Source organism: Hydrogenophaga crocea (assembly GCF_011388215.1).
Taxonomy (GTDB): domain Bacteria; phylum Pseudomonadota; class Gammaproteobacteria; order Burkholderiales; family Burkholderiaceae_C; genus Hydrogenophaga; species Hydrogenophaga crocea.
In genome coordinates, this window is the sequence record NZ_CP049989.1 from 1116609 (window position 1) to 1132300 (window position 15692).

Sequence of the window (15692 nt, forward strand, 5' to 3'; positions counted from 1 at the left end):
TTTCTCGTTTCAGGGGATGTGATGTGACGACCGCTCTGGACATCATCAAGCGTGCGATGCGCCAGATTGGCGTGTTGTCCGAAGGCGAGACGCCTAGCGCCCAACAGGCAGCCGATGGCTTGTCTGTGCTGAATCAGCTTATGGCGTCGCTTGGGAATGCCTCTCAGATGATCTATGCGCCGTCGCTAGATCAGATCCCACTGACGACGAATCAGGCTTCTTACACCGTTGGACCGACTGGCGTCTTCGTCACCGACCGTCCGGTGGAGATTCTTGCGTCGTCGTTCCTGACCTACCAAGGCGTTTCTTACCCCTTGGTTCCTTGGAACCTAGCCGATTACAACCAGATCACCGTTAAGACCATCGGCGGCATTCCAACGGGCTTCTATGCCCTCATGGAGTACCCCAACATCACCGTGACCTTCTGGCCGCTTCCGGCGCAGGGCCCGATGGTCTTCAACATGTGGTCGCTCAAGCAGATCACAGAGTTTGCAAGCCTCACCCAGCAGGTGGACATGCCACCTGGCTACGACCGCACGCTGTCAATGCTGCTTGCGATTGACCTTGCGCCGGAGTACTTGGTTGAGCCCTCGGCCACCTTGGTCCGAAACACTACGCAAGCGCGAAAGATGCTCAAGCGCACGAATGCGCAGATTCCTCGTTTGGTGATGCCCTACGGCATTCCGGACAACAACACGTATCTTGACTGGCGGTCGCTGTAATGCTGAACCCGGTCCCTCTTTTTGGCATTGGAAACAAGGCCAAGTCGGTTGTTGTCTCGGCTCAGGAGCGGCTGAACGTCTACGTTGAACTGAACGACGACCCCGAGAAACAGGTGATCACCATGTACCCGCGCCCGGGTCTGGTGTCTGCGGTGGACTTCGGTGCATTCCCGATTCGCGGGATGTGGCAGAAGGGCGATTTCCTCTACGTTGTTCAACGTGACTCGCTGTACCGAGTGGCGAACGACGGATCAACCCTGCTTCTTGGGACGCTGCTCACCAACTCGGGGCGGGTGGACATCTCTGACAACGGGGTGCAGTTGATCGTGGTCGATGGGCCTTATGGCTACATCTACCTGTTTTCCCCCACTGCGCGGACGATTTCCAGCATCACGCGGGTGACGACAACCGCGACCCTCACCACTGCTCAGGCCCATGGGTTGATGACAGGCATGCAGGTGACGGTCTCAGGTGCCACTCCCTCTCAGTACAACGGCACGTTCACGATCACCGTTACGGGGGCCAACACCTTCACCTACGTGATGGGCTCGGACCCGGGTGCCTCGGCCTCTCCAGTTGGTTCCTACACCGTTTCATCGGGGTTTGCTCGGATCACCGATCCCGACTTTCCCGGGGCGTCTACTGTCACGTTCCTGAATCAGCGATTCATCGTCAACGAACCCAGCTCGGGTCGATTCTTCTGGTCGGCACTGATCGACGGGTCTTCTTGGGATGCGCTGGACTTCGCCACGGCTGAGGCGTCACCAGATGATCTTGTTCGGGTGTTTGCCGAGGCTGGGCAGTTGTACCTGTTCGGCGACACCACCACCGAGATTTGGGGCGACTCCGGCGCTGCTGACCAAGCGTTTGTGAAGATCGGCGGCGGCGCTGTGGAATGGGGTCTTGCCGCTCGGTGGAGCCTTGTGAAATACGCCGATTCCATGGCCTTCCTGCGTAAAAACAGGCTCGGCCAAGTGCAGGTTTGCGTGATGGCTGGGTCTGTGGCGCAACCCATCTCCAACCCTCAGGTGGAGGTCGAATTCACCTCTTACGGGGACGTTTCAAACGCTACGGCTCTGGCCTACATGGTCAACGGGCACGCGTTCTACCAAATCAACTTCCCCACTGTCGGGAAGACGTGGATGTACGACGCGCAGTCGAAAGCGTGGAGCGTGCTGGAGTCCTTTGGTGGGATGCATCGAGCCTCGATGTCGGCTCAGTTGCTGGGCAACATCTACGCGGCGGATTTTGAGAACGGCAAGCTCTACACCATCGAGCCGGACGTTCTGACCGACGACGGCCAACCGATGGTGCGCGAGTTCACCGCACGTCATCAATCCATCGGTGACTTCACCCGGGTTGCTGAGTTGTGGCTTGAGATGCAGCCGGGGGTGGGGAATCAGACCGGCCTGGGTGTTGATCCGCAGGTCATGATGAAAGTGTCCCGCGATGGTGGGAACACCTACGGCAATGAGTTGTGGACTTCCATCGGCAAGGTGGGGGAATACAAGAACCGTGCCGTGTGGCGTCGGCTGGGACAGGCCCGGGATTGGGTGATGCGCTTTCGTGTCACTGATCCTGTGGTCGCGGTGTTTGTTGCTGCGTGGGCGAGGGTAGTCAAGTGAGCTTTGATTTCCCATCCAACGACCCTGTTCTGGACTCCGAGGGCAGGGCGTTTCGCACGTACCTCCAGTGGTTCAACTGGCTGCACCTGACAGCTCAGGCGATCCGCCAGAGTGGCCCGACCGCCGAGCGACCGACCAATCTTCTGTGGGTGGGGCGTCCGTTCTACGACACCACCCTGAACAAGCCTGTTTACGTGTCTCAGGTCCGACCAACGATTGTTTGGCGTGACGCTGCTGGAGTTGTTGCATGAGCCTTGGCATTCAGTTTTTCGGCGGTGACGAAGATGCGGGCAACGTCTTTGTTGTGGAGACGAGAGCGCCTGCCGGTCAGGTGCTTGAGTCGCACGTACACGAACACGCACACACCTCGGTTCTGGTTTCCGGAACCGCGAAGGTCACGATTGATGGCGTGGAAGAAGTCATGACGGGGTATCGCATGGTGACGATCCCCAAGAACACATCGCACAGCGTGGTGGCTGTGACACCGATTGTCTGGCTGTGCTTGTGGGCGGGTGATCTTGCCCCGCGCGAGCAAGCCGAGCAGTCTTTGAAATTGATGGAGGCTTGATATGCCGTGGATCGTAGCGGGTGGCGCTGTTCTTGGCAGTGTTCTTGGCGGTATGGGCTCAAGCTCGGCGGCCAAGAAGCAACAAAGAGCGGCAGAAGCGGCGACCGCCGCGCAACGTGATGCGCTGACACGTCAAGAGCAGTTGCAAGAGCCCTTCCGCGATGCGGGGGTGATGGCAAACAACAAGCTGCTTAGTTTGCTCGGGCTTCGTTCTGAGGCTGACTCGGCCGCAATGTCACAGGCTTTTGACCGTATCTACCGGGAAGAACGCAACATCGCCGATCAAGCCCATCGAGCACAGTATGGCTTCGGGTTTGATGACGCTCCATCGTGGGCGAAGTCAGACCTGCAAACGTGGGATCAGCAGATACGAGACGAGGCGAAGAAGCGCGCTCAAACCGCTGTTGGCTCGGGCACTGGCGGCGCTGGCGATTCTGAGTTTGGCTCGCTCATGCGGGACTTCTCCATGGCGGATTTTGAAGCCGACCCCGGCTATCAATTTCGCATGGATGAGGGCATGCGCGGCGTGGAGGGAGGCGCGGCGGCTCGCGGTGGCCTGTTGTCTGGTGCCGCGCTGAAAGCCATTCAGAAGTACGGTCAAGGTCTTGCCTCTCAGGAATACGGCAACGCCTACAACCGGTACACGACCAACCAGACCAACAAGTACAACAAGCTCGCTGGCTTGGTGAGCTCGGGGCAGGGCGCGACCAATCAACTCACGAACGCTAATGCGCAGTTTGGGCAGCAGCAGGCCAACAACCTCATTGGCGCAGGCAACGCGCAAGCCTCGGGGATCATGGGAATGACCAACGCGCTCGTTGGCGGCATGAATCAAGGCATCAACGCTTACCAGCAGAACCAACTCATGAACCTGATTCGCCAGCCGTCAAGCAGTGGTTGGGGTGGAAGTGCGGGCCGATGGGGCAATGGAACTGTTGACGCCCTTGGCGATGGAGTGTGGGGTTAAGCATGGCACAGATCGATCCGCGCATCGCCATGGGCTTTCAGCCCACGACCCAGCTTGAGTCGCCGATGAACAACCTCGCACGGCTGTTGCAAGTGCAGGGAGCGCAGCAGGCGAACCAACTCAACCAACTCAAGATGGACGAGTACCAAAGCGGCGTGCAGCGCAAAAACAAGCTTGCCGCACTGCTCAGTGGTGACTACGCCACCGATGAGGACCGGGAATCGGCGCTGCTGCGTGGTGGGTTCATGGATGAGGCCAACAAGCTCAAAACGGACCGGCGGGCGAATGCAAAAACTGACGTTGAGCTTGACGAAAAGCGCTTCAAGGTGGCGACCGACCGGTACAACGCATACAAGCAGACGCTTGGTTCGCTGGCTCAGAACCCGAACCTGTCCAAAGACCTTCTTTCCCAGGTGGGGCAGCAACTTGTTGACGCAGGGATCATCCCGGCCGAAATGCACCAGCGTGCTCTGGCTACCATGCCGGACGATCCAAACGTGCTGCGCCAACGCCTGCGCGAAGGCGTTGCGGCTCAGATGGCCCCGGACAAGATGCTGGAGTTCTTTGCTCCGAAGGTCGACAAGATCGACAACGGGCAGCAGATCATGTACCGCGACACGAACCCGAACAGCCCGACCTTTGGGCAAAACGTGGCGGGCGCTCCGGTGCAGAAGATGCAGACGCCTGACAGCATCGCGAGCAATGCGACGGCCATCCTAGGTCAAAACCTGAAGTTCCAGACCGACAGCGAAGCCAATACTGTTGCCGGCCAGGCCATCGTGTCGAAGAAGATTCAAGACGTTGAGCTGAAGCTGCAAGACGACTACCGGACTGAGAGCAAGGGCTTCGCGGAAACCTCGACGGCCATGAAGAAGGTCCTATCGGCGATTGAGACTGCCGACAAGAACCCGGGCTCGGCGCTGTCGGCTGGTACGGCCTTCATGAAGATTCTCGACCCGAACTCTGTTGTTCGTGAGACTGAATTGGGCATGGCGCTGAACGCTTCCGGCTGGTTCGACCGGGCAACCAACATCGTCAACACGCTGCAAAGCGGTCGGGTAATGACCGAGACGCAGAAGAAGAACCTTCGGCAAGCGGCGCAAGACCTCTTTGAAGAAGCCAAAGCCTCACAGCGCGAGATTGACGCAGCGTATGAGCAGCGGGCGCGGGCTTACGGGGCAGACCCGCAGCGGGTGATTGTGGATCGCGGCCAGCGGTCTGGCGCTGCGCCTGGTACGCCTGGCTTGCCATCCGCCGACGCTATCCAGGCCGAAATTGAACGCCGAGCCAAAGCAGCCAAAGGAGGCCGTTGATGGACTTGTCCAAACTCTCTGATGCCGATCTTCTGGCGCTCAAGTCGGGTGACATTTCGCGGGTGTCGGATCAGGGCCTGATGGCGCTTCGTGACGGCCAACGCCAGCAGCGTGTGGCCGCTCAGGTCGAGCAGGACCGTAAAACCTACGACCCAACAATCGGAATGAGCACGTTTGAGCGGACGGTGGCCGGCTATGGCTCTGCTGTCCCTCGCATCATTCGTGGTGTCCGTCAGTACCTGCCAGAAGCTATTGGCGGCATGTCGCCTGAACAAGTTGCAGAGGCCAACAAGCTGGATGAGCCATTGCTGAATACGACGGCTGGCAACGTCGGCAACATCGCTGGGAACATCACGGCTCTTGCGCCGACCGTCGCCATCCCTGGTGCTGCCACCATGCGTGGTGCTGCCGCCATAGGTGCAGTTCAAGGTTTGCTGACTCCAGAGGAAACGGCACAGGCCCGACTGAAGAATGTAGGTATCGGCGCTGCTGCTGGCGCTGGTGGCGTGGCTGCTGCGCGTGCAATCTCCGGCATCGCACAAGGTACAAAAGCTCTTGTTGAGCCCTTCTATGAAGGCGGTCGGCAGAAGATCGCGGGCCGTGTGATCCAGCGATTCGCCAACGATCCGTCCGCCATCGCATCGGCTCAAGGCTCGCGCTCGATCACTGGCGCACTGCCTACCTTGGCAGAAGAAACAGGCGATGCCGGCCTTGCTCGTTTGCAAGATGCCTTGCGCTCTGTTGATCCGCAGATCAGCAACCGTATCGGCCAGCGATTGGCCGACAACAATGCCTCCCGTGTGACCTCGTTGCAGTCATTGGCCGGTGACAGCACTCAGCGAGCAGCGGCAGAGGCGGCTCGTGATGTTGCGTCGCGTGACCTGTACCAGCAGGCTACGAAAGCGATGTACACCGTTGATGACGATCTTGGCGCACTTCTGCAGCGACCCGCCATCAAGCAAGCGATGGAGCGGGCAAAGACACTGGCAGAAAACCAAGGCCGAAAAGTGACGTTTGATGTCACTCCGTCCAATGCGTTTTCCGGCGTTGGCATCCCGGACAACAGCTCAAAGCAGATCACCGGCCAAGCCCTCCAAGACCTGAAAATGGCAATGGATGAGATGCTGACCGACCCTGCATCGGGGTTCACGGGAAAGGCTGGTGACACCATCAAAACCCTGCGCGGTCGGTTGATGGGCTGGATGGAAGAGGCAAACCCAGCATTCAAGGCTGCGCGCACTGCATATCGTGATGCGTCAAAACCGCTGAATGCGATGGACATTGGTGAAGAGGTTGCGCGTCGTGCCACCTCAAATACCAGCGATCTGGCCGGGAACCCTCGCATGCAAGCAAACTCCCTGCTTGGCATGCTGCGCGATGAGGCGGGGCTGATTGAGCGCGCTACAGGGCGCAAAGGTGTTGGACAGTCTCTGTCTGATGTCATGACGCCGGATCAACTCAATCTCCTGCGTACTGTGGCATCAGAGGCAGACCGGACGGCGGCTGTAGCCTCTGCCGGTGCTGGTCCAGGCTCTCCAACCGCTCAGCGGTTGGCGTCTCAAAACATCCTGCGGCAGTTGATCGGCCCTACTGGCTTGCCTTCGTCGTGGGCTGAAAGCGCCATCGCCAACACGGTGATTGGAAAGCCGTTCAATCTGATCTATGGCGGCGTGGCCGAGCCGCGTATTCAGAACGTGCTCGCGGATGCCTTGCTTGACCCGAGCTTTGCACGTAGTGCTGTTGCGGCTGCACAGCCTCGCGGCCCTCTGCTGCCGAACAACGCTCTTACTCAGCTACTCACCCAGTCAGCGCGGGTGACGCCTGCCCAGCTTGTGACCGGGGAGCGGTGAGAAAAGCCACCGCTTCAACTTCCCATCCGGCAAGTATTTCCAGACCAACCGCGATAGCAGCCACGCCACGCTGAACAGCAGCACGGCGACGAATGGCTTTATCAGGATGGCCAGGAAAAGACTCATCCCGAAATTCTAGGGCCTCACCCTCACAGGTGGGGCTTTTTCTTTTGGAGTCATCCCATGCCCCTGTTCCTTTCGCCTGTCTGCAATGGGCAGATTTTTGACGCCAACGGCGATCCGCTGACGGGCGGGAAGATTGAGACGTACTTGGCCGGTTCGTCTACTCCGGCTGCGACCTATGTTGACGACACGGGCAGCACGCCCCAGTCCAACCCGATCATCCTGAACTCGCTGGGATACCCCACCCTCGGCCCTATTTGGCTGACCGGCGGTGTTTCGTACAAGTTCGTCATCAAAGACGCAAGCAACGTCACCCTGCGAACGATTGACGATATCTCGGGCGTCAACGATGCGTCGGTGAGTCAATCGGAATGGGTGGCCTCCGGTTTTACCCCGACCTACATCAGCGCTACCTCGTTCTCGGTGCCTGGCGACCAAACCGCAATTCTCCAGATCAATCGTCGTCTGCGAACTACAAACACCTCTGGCTTTGTCTACTCGACTATTAGCAACTCGGTGTTTGCTGCGGGCAGCACAACGGTTACGGTTTCCAACGACTCAGCCACGCTAGACCCCGGACTTACCGTGGTTGAGTACGGCTTGCTTGGCGCAAAAAACCCATCAATTCCAACCCTCCAAAGCAGCCAGATTGCAGATAAGGCCGTGACGTTTGCAAAGATGCAAGACGTCTCTTCGCTGTCAATATTTGGACGCACTGCATCGGGTTCCGGCTCGGCTTCGGCCCTTACTCCAGCGCAATCTGCACAGATTCTTACAAGCAAAGTTCAACCAATCACGGCATCTGTTTCTTCAAACGCTCTGACGGTCACCATCAATCCGACCACGCTTGATTTTCGCAGCGCAACACTTGGAAGTGGGGCAGTCGATACGGTCAGCATACCTGCCCCCATTTCGTTGACCGTATCTAACGGCTCAACTCTTGGAACGACCAACGCAACTTTAGCGAGACTAGCGGTCTTGGCGATCAACAACGCTGGCACTGCCGAGGTTGCCATCATCAACCTTGCCGGCGGTCAAAGCATTGACGAAACGGGCCTTATCAGCACCACAGCCGAAGGTGGGGTGGGCGCTGCGGATTCCGCCTCTGTCTTTTACAGCGCCGTAGCCAGGACAAACGTCCCATACCGATTGGTCGGCTACATCGAGAGCACTCAAGCCACTGCCGGCACTTGGGCTACTTCTCCCAGCGCTATTCAAGGCATTGGAGGCCTTGCTTTGCTGATGTGGCTCATGGGCTACGGGCAGACTTGGCAAACCGTTAGCCGCTCGTTTGGAACGCCCTATACCAACAGCACCGGACGTCGAATTACGGTTGCAGTAACCGGTGGTTCGGTGAGTGCCGGCACTTTGGTGGTGGTGGTATCTGGCGTAACGATTGCGGACATAGGGCAACCGGCAGGAGATTCGATCCGCCCGTTTGTTTGCTTTGAAGTGCCCCCGGGTGCCACTTACACCGTATCTGGAACTTCCGGATTCCAGTCTTGGGCGGAACTTCGCTGACGGGAAGCACTGACATGGACATCGACCCTCAAGACGCCTTCAAGGTAGCCCGTTCGCCATTTCTGATCGGCCTGCTGGGTGGTGTAGTTGCGCTTCGCACGGTGCCCGGAGCTTCGTGGGGTGAGCGGGCAGTGAACGCGGTCAGCGCCTCGATGCTGGCTGGCTTCTTCTCGCCGGCCATCGCCGAGTACTTCGGCCTGACAACCCCTGCAATGCAAAGCGCGACCGCCTTTGCGGTAGGGCTGTTCGGGTTAAACGCTGTGGCCTTGGTGGTCGCCTACATCAAGTCCATCGACCTCTCAAAAGTCCTTCCGTTCGGAAAGAAAGGGGAGTGACATGGACGCGCTGCTCTACGTGTACGGCATGGTTTCCATGGTCTGCGCGGTGTGCCTCGGGTGGGTGGTTCTCCACCCCGACATTCATGAAGGGCCAATCATCAAAACCGGCTTGGTGACGATGATCTTTTCCCTCGCTGCAACCGGCTATCACGGCATATCCATGTCGCAGAACTGGAGCGCGATGCTGACCGCCTCGGTCACGACAAGTCTGGGTCTGTTGGCAGTGATCCTCGGAATCATCGTGAGGAAGCACAACAGGGGAACGTGGGTCAGCGCAACCGATTGGGGTGAGCCATGATCCCCGACACCGTAGCCCAAGCGGTCAACAAGGCCATGTACATGCTGCCCGCTCAGATGGCAAGCGAGCAGGCAAGGGTGATGGTCTACGCCATCGGGCTACAGGAGTCCCGCTTTCTCCACCGTCGCCAGATGATCGAACGCGACGGCAAGCTGATCCCAGAAGGTCCGGCCAAAGGGTATTGGCAGTTTGAGCGCGGAGGCGGGTGCAAGGGCGTTCTGACCCACGGGGCCTCTCGGTACTGGATGAACCACCTTTGCAATGCAAGGCACGTTCAGCCCGATTCCCTGTCCCTGTGGAACGCCATCGAGTTTGACGACGTTCTTGCCGCTGGCGCTGCCCGGCTTCTGCTGTTCACCGATCCCTTCCGCCTTCCGGCCATTGGTGATGAACAGGGGGCGTGGGACTTGTACGTCAGGGTTTGGCGACCTGGCAAGCCTCACCGGGATACGTGGAACAACCTGTACGGCTCTGCCGTGTCAAAGGTGATTGGATGAACGCCATCGCCGCACTGTTCGGCTTCATCCCCGGCTGGATATGGGCCGCGATCTGCGCAGGGGCTATCGCCACATCCTGCACTCAGACGATGAGGCTTGAGCACGAACAGGCCAAGCACGCAGGCACCCGGGCAGAGTTTTCCGAGTACCGGGCAGACATCGAGCGGCAAAGAGCCGAAGCCATCCAACAAGCCCGCCAACGCGAACAGGAGCTAGCCGATGCAGCTACGCAAGCCCAAGCCCAAGCCGACGCCCTTCGTCAGCAGCTCGACCGTGATCGCGTTGCTTCTGGTGTGGCTTCTCAGCGGTTGCGTGACGCAGCCCAAACAGCCGCCCTCAATGCCGCCGGAGCCTGTTCGGTTGCAACCTCTGCCGCAGTCCGCGATTCAGCCGCAGCTTCCGCCCGAGTGCTCGCCAACGTGCTTGCAGAACTTGACGACCGAGCGGGAGCGTTGGCAGACCTTGCTGACCGGAGCCGAGCCGCAGGGCTCCAGTGCCAAACCCTCTACGACGCAGCGGTGAAGGCAACCGGGATAAACCGCAGTAACACCGATAAACCCCGGTAACTTCACTTGATTTCTATACACATCACCCCCGACATGCACAGATTTCGCTGATTTCTAGACAGGTTGTCTCCTGTGGCTTCGCTCAGTTGCCACTTACCCCCGGGCTTCGGCTCGGGGGCTTTTCTCATTTCAGCATGTCCGCGATGCACGCTGCCAGACGGTTTGCCTTGATGGCGTAGCCCTCGGGGGTGGGGTGGATACCGTCAGCCAAAGGCACGCGGGGCTGGGCGCAGAAGTAGACCCCGGTATGGCTGGCGACCTCCCGCATGGCTGCGCGGCGCTTCTCAAAAGCCTCAACGTCGAACTTGAGGGCGTCCATCAGGGGCGTTCGGGTTTCGCCTGCCGGGTTGGGTTCCTCCAGCATCACGACCAGCCCCGCAGCCTGCGCGACCTCCACCAGCGTTTTCAGGTTCTGGCGGTACTCGCTCAGGGGATATCCCCGGCTGTTGATGCCGTGGTTGATGACGACGATTCGGGCGCTCTCGCGCTTGACCATCTCGGCCCATGCGTAGTTGCGGCCATCGGTCCCGGCGAGTAGCTGTTGCTCGTTCGTCCCGCTGACGCCCCGGTTGTAGACCATTGCACCCGGGCGGCTGGCTGCGTGGGGTTGGCCTTGGGCTTCTTGGGTGCTGTCACCGTAGGCGGAGACCAGATAGCCCCCGGTCGGTTCGGGCTGCGTGGGGATGGTAGAGCCTCCACCGCCACAAGCTGCAAGCAGCAGGGCGGTAAGATAGACGATTGCCTTCAAGGTGGACCTCTTGACGTTGGTTGAACGTCCGAAGTCGCCATCCCTTCCCCGCAAAAATCCCCCGAAATCTCGGGAAACCTAGGCGTTTAGCGGGTTGGCGACCCCGGTTCGAGGCACCAACGCCAGGTCACTGCAGGTCTATGCCGGCCACGCCGGTGGAGTGAGTTCATGAGCAGCCGATACGACGCCCCTTTCGAGATCCACGTGCATGGTGACGTGCCGCTGCGCGAGGATGTGGTGTTCGAGCAGATCCAGGAGGCGCTCAAGGCCTTGTGGCAGTACGCGGGCGGCCGCTCGCTCGCGGCGGTGGCCGAGAGCAGTTACGAAGACGAACCCGGCATCCGCTTCGACGCCGACAGCCACACGCTGCAGATCTGCTGGACCGTGCCGGGCGACGAGGACTTCCGCCAGGCCATCGAAGACGCCTGCATGGGCCTCAACGAGATCGCATCGGCCGGCGCGCCGCTCGAGGTGTCCTTCTACGACACCGAGTACGACGAAGAAGACGAAGAGAACACCGAAGAAGCTCGCGACGATTTCCTGATGTGCTTCGTGGGCCCCACGCCCGCGGCCATCATGCAGGTGCAGCGCGACTTGCTGGTGCAGGACGTGGTGCAGGTGATGGAGCGTCACTTCGATGCGTCCGAACTCGGCGAGGTCGTGGCCTCGATCGACAAGCTCTTCACCCAGCGCTTCGACGCGCTCGTGAACTCGATGCAGCTGGGCAAGCCACCGCGCGGCCACGGCCCCTCGGGCCACGGCGGCCCGCGCAAGCCGCGCCACCTGCACTGACGGCCAGCACCCCCGCCGCGCAGCCCGACTAGACTCGCGGGCATCGCGCGAGCGTCGCGCTGCTGCCGGAGTGTGCATGGCCTTCTTCTCCACCGACGCCCTCAACCCTGGCGTGCGCAAGCGCGAGGTGTTCGGCTGGGCGATGTACGACTTCGCGAACTCGGGCTACACCACGGTGGTGCTCACCGCGGTGTTCGCGGCCTACTTCGTCGGCGCGGTGGCCGACGGGGCCGACTGGGCCACCTTCGCGTGGACCGCGGCGCTCAGCGTGTCGCACCTGATCGTGATGTTCACCATGCCCGCGCTCGGCGCCTGGGCCGACCGCAACGCGGCCAAGAAGCGCCTGCTCATGCTCACCACCGTGGGCTGCGTGGCCTGCACGGCGGGGCTGGCGCTGGTGCAGCCCGGCGCGGTCGCGCTGGGTGTGCTGCTCATCATCGCCTCCAACGTGTGTTTCGCCTGGGGCGAGTCGCTGGTGGCGGCCTTTCTGCCCGAGCTCGCGCGGCCGCAGGCCATGGGCCGTGTGAGCGGCTGGGGCTGGAGCCTGGGCTATGTGGGCGGCATGCTCACGCTGGGCCTGTGCCTGGGCTATGTGCTGTGGGCGCAGGCGCAGGGGCAGAAGGGGGCGCAGTTCGTGCCCGTCACCATGATCGTCACGGCCGCGATGTTCGGCCTGGCCTCGCTGTTCACGCTCGGCCTGCTGCGTGAGCGCGCCGAGCCCCAGCCGGGCCGCGAAGGCGGCTGGCGCGCGTCGCTGCGGCAGTTGCTCGCCACCTTCCGCCAGGCGCGCCACTACCGCGACTTCATGTGGCTGCTGGCCTGCACCGCGGCCTACCAGGGCGGCGTGGCGGTGGCGGTGGCGCTGGCCGCGATCTACGCCGAGCAGGTGATCGGTTTCGCGCAGCAGGAAACCATGGTGCTGATCTTCGTGCTCAACCTCGCGGCCATGGCCGGTGCGTTCGCCTTCGGCTACGGCCAGGACCGCCTGGGCCACAAGCTCGCGCTGAGCCTCACGCTGCTGGGCTGGATCGCCACCTGCATCATCGCGGCCCTCAGCACCACCAAAGGCCAGTTCTGGTGGGCCGCGGCCATCGCCGGCCTGTGCATGGGCTCCAGCCAGTCGGCCGGCCGGGCGATGGCGGGCATGCTGGCGCCGCCCGCGCAGCTCGCCGAGTTCTTCGGCCTCTGGACCTTTGCCACGCGCGTGGCGAGCATCGTGGGCCCGCTGAGCTACGGGGCCATCACCTGGATGACCGGGGGCAACCAGCGGCTGGCGATCGTGTCGACGGCGCTGATGTTCGTGGTTGGTCTGGCCCTGCTGCTGCCGATCGACATGCGGCGCGGCCGCGACGCCGCGCTTACGGCGCCGCCCGCGCGCTGAGCGCTCAGGCCGCGAAGGCCGGCGGCGCCACCGCCGCTGCCAGACCGAGCCAGTGGTGTGCGGCCTGGGCCAGCGGCTCGGGGCGGCCGGTGGCGTGCCACACCAGGCCGCCCTGGCCGGCGTCGGCGCGCGGGCCCAGCAGCTGCCGCGCGCGGCGGGCCACGGCCTCGGCCGGGTCTATCCATTGCAGCGGGTGCGGCTGTGCAGCCTGCCAGGCGGGCAGGGCAAGCGGGTAGTGGGTGCAGCCCAGCACCACGGTGTCGATGTCCGGCGCTTCGTCGAGCAGGGCCTGCAGGTGGCTGCGGCACAGCGCCTGTACCTGGGCCTCGTCGCCGCGCTCGATGGCCGCGGCCAGGCCGTCGGCGGGCCGGTCGTGCACGCGCAGGCCGGGTGCGGCAGCGGCCAGCGTGGTCTGGCGCAGGGCCTGGTAGCGCGCGCTCTGCAGCGTGGCGCGCGTGGCCAGCACGCCCACCGCGCCGCTGCGCGTGAGCGCCAGGGCCGGGCGCACGGCGGGCTCGATGCCCACGATGGGCAGGTCGGGATGCTCGTGGCGCAGCGCGTCGATGGCGACCGCGGTGGCGGTGTTGCAGGCGAGCACGAGCAGGTCGAGCGCTCCCTGCGCGCGCCAGCCGCGCACCAGGCCGGCGACGCGTTCGCGCAGCGCGTCGGCTGGACGCTCGCCGTAGGGCGCCCAGGCGTTGTCGGCGAGGTAGTCGAAGCGCGCGTGCGGCAGGGCCTCGCGCAGCGCACGCAGCACGCTCAGGCCGCCGATGCCGCTGTCGAAGACGCCGACCGCGGGGCCCCGGGGGTTCACGGTGCCGGGGCTCAGGCGCCCGCGACCGCGATGCCCTTGAACTCGCCCGCGGCGATGCGCTGGCTCCATTCGGCCGGGCCGGTCACGTGGGCGCTGGTGCCGCCCGCGTCGACCGCCACCGTCACGGGCATGTCGACCACGTCGAACTCGTAGATGGCTTCCATGCCCAGGTCTTCGAAGCCCACCACCTTGGCGTGCTTGATCGCCTTGGACACGAGGTAGGCCGCGCCGCCCACGGCCATGAGGTAGGCGCTCTTGTGCTGCTTGATGGACTCGATGGCCACCGGGCCGCGCTCGGCCTTGCCGATCATGGCGATGAGGCCGGTCTTCTCGAGCATCATGTCGGTGAACTTGTCCATGCGCGTGGCGGTGGTGGGGCCGGCCGGGCCCACCACCTCGTCGCGCACCGGGTCGACCGGGCCCACGTAGTAGATGACGCGGTTGGTGAAGTCCACGGGCAGCTTCTCGCCCTTGGCCAGCATGTCCTGGATGCGCTTGTGCGCGGCGTCGCGGCCGGTGAGCATCTTGCCGTTGAGCAGCAGCGTGTCGCCGGGCTTCCAGCTCGCAACCTCTTCCTTGGTGAGCGCGTCCAGGTTGACGCGCTTGCTCTTCTTCGCGTCGGGCTCCCAGTTGACGTTGGGCCAGAGGTCGAGGCTGGGCGCGTCGAGGTAGACCGGACCGCTGCCATCGAGCACGAAGTGCGCGTGGCGCGTGGCCGCGCAGTTGGGGATCATGGCCACGGGCTTGCTCGCCGCGTGCGTGGGGTACATGGCGATCTTCACGTCGAGCACGGTGGTGAGGCCGCCCAGGCCTTGTGCGCCGATGCCCAGCGCGTTGACCTTTTCGTAGAGCTCCAGGCGCAGCTCCTCGACCTGCGTGAGCTTCTCGCCCTTGCCGGCCTTGGTCTGCAGCTCGTACATGTCGATGTCTTCCATGAGCGACTGCTTGGCCAGCAGCATGGCCTTCTCGGCCGTGCCGCCGATGCCGATGCCCAGCATGCCGGGCGGGCACCAGCCCGCGCCCATCAGCGGCACGGTCTTGAGCACCCAGTCGACCAGCGAGTCGCTGGGGTTGAGCATGACGAACTTGGTCTTGTTTTCGCTGCCGCCGCCCTTGGCGGCCACGGTCACGTCGATGGTGTTGCCGGGCACGATCTCGGTGAAGATCACCGCGGGCGTGTTGTCCTTGGTGTTCTTGCGCGCGAAGTGCGGGTCGGCCACGACGCTGGCGCGCAACTTGTTGTCGGGGTGGTTGTAGCCACGGCGCACGCCTTCGTTCACGGCGTCTTCGAGGCTGCCCGTGAAGCCTTCGAGGCGCACGTCCATGCCGATCTTGAGGAAGACGTTGACGATGCCCGTGTCCTGGCAGATCGGCCGGTGACCGGTGGCGCTCATGCGGCTGTTGGTGAGGATCTGCGCGATCGCGTCCTTGGCCGCGGGGCTCTGCTCGCGCTCGTAGGCGCGCGCGAGATGGGCGATGTAATCGGCCGGGTGGTAGTAGCTGATGAACTGCAGCGCGCCGGCGATGGATTCGATGAGGTCGTTCTGGCGGATGGTGGTGGGCATGGCG

The 15692-nt window shown here is 62.4% G+C and carries 17 protein-coding genes; 14 read left to right on the plus strand and 3 right to left on the minus strand.

Features of this window, described 5'->3' with window-relative positions:
* The first annotated feature begins 23 nt into the window (after positions 1 to 23).
* The 12 genes from G9Q37_RS05450 (at position 24) to G9Q37_RS05505 (ending at position 10388) form a co-directional block, all read left to right on the plus strand.
* Positions 24 to 722 (plus strand): hypothetical protein, encoded by a 699-nt coding sequence (locus G9Q37_RS05450; protein ID WP_166225663.1) that lies wholly within the window; start codon positions 24 to 26, stop codon positions 720 to 722.
* Positions 722 to 2347 (plus strand): packaged DNA stabilization protein, encoded by a 1626-nt coding sequence (locus G9Q37_RS05455; RefSeq protein ID WP_166225666.1) that lies wholly within the window; start codon positions 722 to 724, stop codon positions 2345 to 2347. Before G9Q37_RS05450 ends, G9Q37_RS05455 begins: the two co-directional genes overlap by 1 nt.
* A complete protein-coding gene (locus G9Q37_RS05460; protein ID WP_166225669.1) occupies positions 2344 to 2598 on the plus strand; it encodes a hypothetical protein in 255 nt (84 codons plus the stop codon). Before G9Q37_RS05455 ends, G9Q37_RS05460 begins: the two co-directional genes overlap by 4 nt.
* Positions 2595 to 2915 carry a cupin domain-containing protein gene (locus G9Q37_RS05465; RefSeq protein ID WP_166225671.1) on the plus strand — a complete coding sequence of 107 codons (321 nt, stop codon included), beginning with the start codon at positions 2595 to 2597 and terminating at the stop codon, positions 2913 to 2915. Before G9Q37_RS05460 ends, G9Q37_RS05465 begins: the two co-directional genes overlap by 4 nt.
* Before the next feature lies 1 nt (position 2916).
* Positions 2917 to 3882 (plus strand): hypothetical protein, encoded by a 966-nt coding sequence (locus G9Q37_RS05470; RefSeq protein ID WP_166225674.1) that lies wholly within the window; start codon positions 2917 to 2919, stop codon positions 3880 to 3882.
* Between the two features lie 2 nt (positions 3883 to 3884).
* The gene (locus G9Q37_RS05475) at positions 3885 to 5195 is read left to right on the plus strand and encodes a hypothetical protein (RefSeq protein WP_166225677.1); all 1311 of its coding nucleotides are present in this window, start codon (positions 3885 to 3887) and stop codon (positions 5193 to 5195) included.
* The gene (locus tag G9Q37_RS05480; RefSeq protein ID WP_166225680.1) at positions 5195 to 7045 is read left to right on the plus strand and encodes a hypothetical protein; all 1851 of its coding nucleotides are present in this window, start codon (positions 5195 to 5197) and stop codon (positions 7043 to 7045) included. Before G9Q37_RS05475 ends, G9Q37_RS05480 begins: the two co-directional genes overlap by 1 nt.
* Positions 7046 to 7228: 183 nt before the next feature.
* Entirely contained in the window at positions 7229 to 8689 is a 1461-nt protein-coding gene (locus tag G9Q37_RS05485) for a hypothetical protein (RefSeq protein ID WP_166225683.1), read from the plus strand.
* 14 nt (positions 8690 to 8703) lie between these two features.
* Complete coding sequence (locus tag G9Q37_RS05490; RefSeq protein ID WP_166225686.1) at positions 8704 to 9024, plus strand: hypothetical protein; 321 nt, start codon at positions 8704 to 8706, stop codon at positions 9022 to 9024.
* A 1-nt stretch (position 9025) separates the two neighbouring features.
* Positions 9026 to 9325 carry a hypothetical protein gene (locus G9Q37_RS05495; RefSeq protein WP_166225689.1) on the plus strand — a complete coding sequence of 100 codons (300 nt, stop codon included), beginning with the start codon at positions 9026 to 9028 and terminating at the stop codon, positions 9323 to 9325.
* Positions 9322 to 9822, plus strand: a complete 501-nt coding sequence (locus tag G9Q37_RS05500) for a hypothetical protein (RefSeq protein ID WP_166225692.1) — start codon at positions 9322 to 9324, stop codon at positions 9820 to 9822. The genes G9Q37_RS05495 and G9Q37_RS05500 overlap by 4 nt, the downstream gene beginning before the upstream one ends.
* Positions 9819 to 10388, plus strand: coding sequence for a DUF2514 family protein (locus G9Q37_RS05505; protein ID WP_166225695.1), 570 nt, complete (start codon positions 9819 to 9821; stop codon positions 10386 to 10388). Before G9Q37_RS05500 ends, G9Q37_RS05505 begins: the two co-directional genes overlap by 4 nt.
* A 124-nt stretch (positions 10389 to 10512) precedes the next feature.
* On the opposite strand, the gene G9Q37_RS05510 is transcribed toward G9Q37_RS05505, so the two are convergent.
* On the minus strand, positions 10513 to 11136 hold the full coding sequence (locus tag G9Q37_RS05510) for an SGNH/GDSL hydrolase family protein (RefSeq protein ID WP_166225698.1): 624 nt from the start codon (positions 11134 to 11136) through the stop codon (positions 10513 to 10515).
* Between the two features lie 168 nt (positions 11137 to 11304).
* On the opposite strand from G9Q37_RS05510, the gene G9Q37_RS05515 reads away from it, so the two are divergent.
* Positions 11305 to 11928, plus strand: coding sequence for a DUF6806 family protein (locus G9Q37_RS05515; protein ID WP_166225701.1), 624 nt, complete (start codon positions 11305 to 11307; stop codon positions 11926 to 11928).
* Between the two features lie 76 nt (positions 11929 to 12004).
* The gene (locus G9Q37_RS05520; protein ID WP_166225704.1) at positions 12005 to 13309 is read left to right on the plus strand and encodes an MFS transporter; all 1305 of its coding nucleotides are present in this window, start codon (positions 12005 to 12007) and stop codon (positions 13307 to 13309) included.
* 4 nt (positions 13310 to 13313) lie between these two features.
* Here G9Q37_RS05520 and murI read toward each other — a convergent pair whose 3' ends face one another.
* Positions 13314 to 14123: a glutamate racemase gene (murI, locus tag G9Q37_RS05525; RefSeq protein WP_205710726.1), complete on the minus strand. Its 810-nt coding sequence runs from the start codon at positions 14121 to 14123 to the stop codon at positions 13314 to 13316.
* A gap of 11 nt (positions 14124 to 14134) precedes the next feature.
* Entirely contained in the window at positions 14135 to 15688 is a 1554-nt protein-coding gene (locus G9Q37_RS05530; protein ID WP_166225710.1) for a fumarate hydratase, read from the minus strand.
* Positions 15689 to 15692: the final 4 nt, after the last annotated feature.

Coding starts and splice junctions, on each gene's coding strand:
- G9Q37_RS05530 (WP_166225710.1), bottom strand. CDS start 15,688: ATGCCCACCACCATCCGCCAGAACGACCTCATCGAATCCATCGCCGGC.
- G9Q37_RS05515 (WP_166225701.1), top strand. CDS start 11,305: ATGAGCAGCCGATACGACGCCCCTTTCGAGATCCACGTGCATGGTGAC.
- G9Q37_RS05520 (WP_166225704.1), top strand. CDS start 12,005: ATGGCCTTCTTCTCCACCGACGCCCTCAACCCTGGCGTGCGCAAGCGC.
- G9Q37_RS05485 (WP_166225683.1), top strand. CDS start 7,229: ATGCCCCTGTTCCTTTCGCCTGTCTGCAATGGGCAGATTTTTGACGCC.
- G9Q37_RS05455 (WP_166225666.1), top strand. CDS start 722: ATGCTGAACCCGGTCCCTCTTTTTGGCATTGGAAACAAGGCCAAGTCG.
- G9Q37_RS05465 (WP_166225671.1), top strand. CDS start 2,595: ATGAGCCTTGGCATTCAGTTTTTCGGCGGTGACGAAGATGCGGGCAAC.
- G9Q37_RS05500 (WP_166225692.1), top strand. CDS start 9,322: ATGATCCCCGACACCGTAGCCCAAGCGGTCAACAAGGCCATGTACATG.
- G9Q37_RS05490 (WP_166225686.1), top strand. CDS start 8,704: ATGGACATCGACCCTCAAGACGCCTTCAAGGTAGCCCGTTCGCCATTT.
- G9Q37_RS05505 (WP_166225695.1), top strand. CDS start 9,819: ATGAACGCCATCGCCGCACTGTTCGGCTTCATCCCCGGCTGGATATGG.
- G9Q37_RS05495 (WP_166225689.1), top strand. CDS start 9,026: ATGGACGCGCTGCTCTACGTGTACGGCATGGTTTCCATGGTCTGCGCG.
- G9Q37_RS05475 (WP_166225677.1), top strand. CDS start 3,885: ATGGCACAGATCGATCCGCGCATCGCCATGGGCTTTCAGCCCACGACC.
- G9Q37_RS05480 (WP_166225680.1), top strand. CDS start 5,195: ATGGACTTGTCCAAACTCTCTGATGCCGATCTTCTGGCGCTCAAGTCG.
- G9Q37_RS05470 (WP_166225674.1), top strand. CDS start 2,917: ATGCCGTGGATCGTAGCGGGTGGCGCTGTTCTTGGCAGTGTTCTTGGC.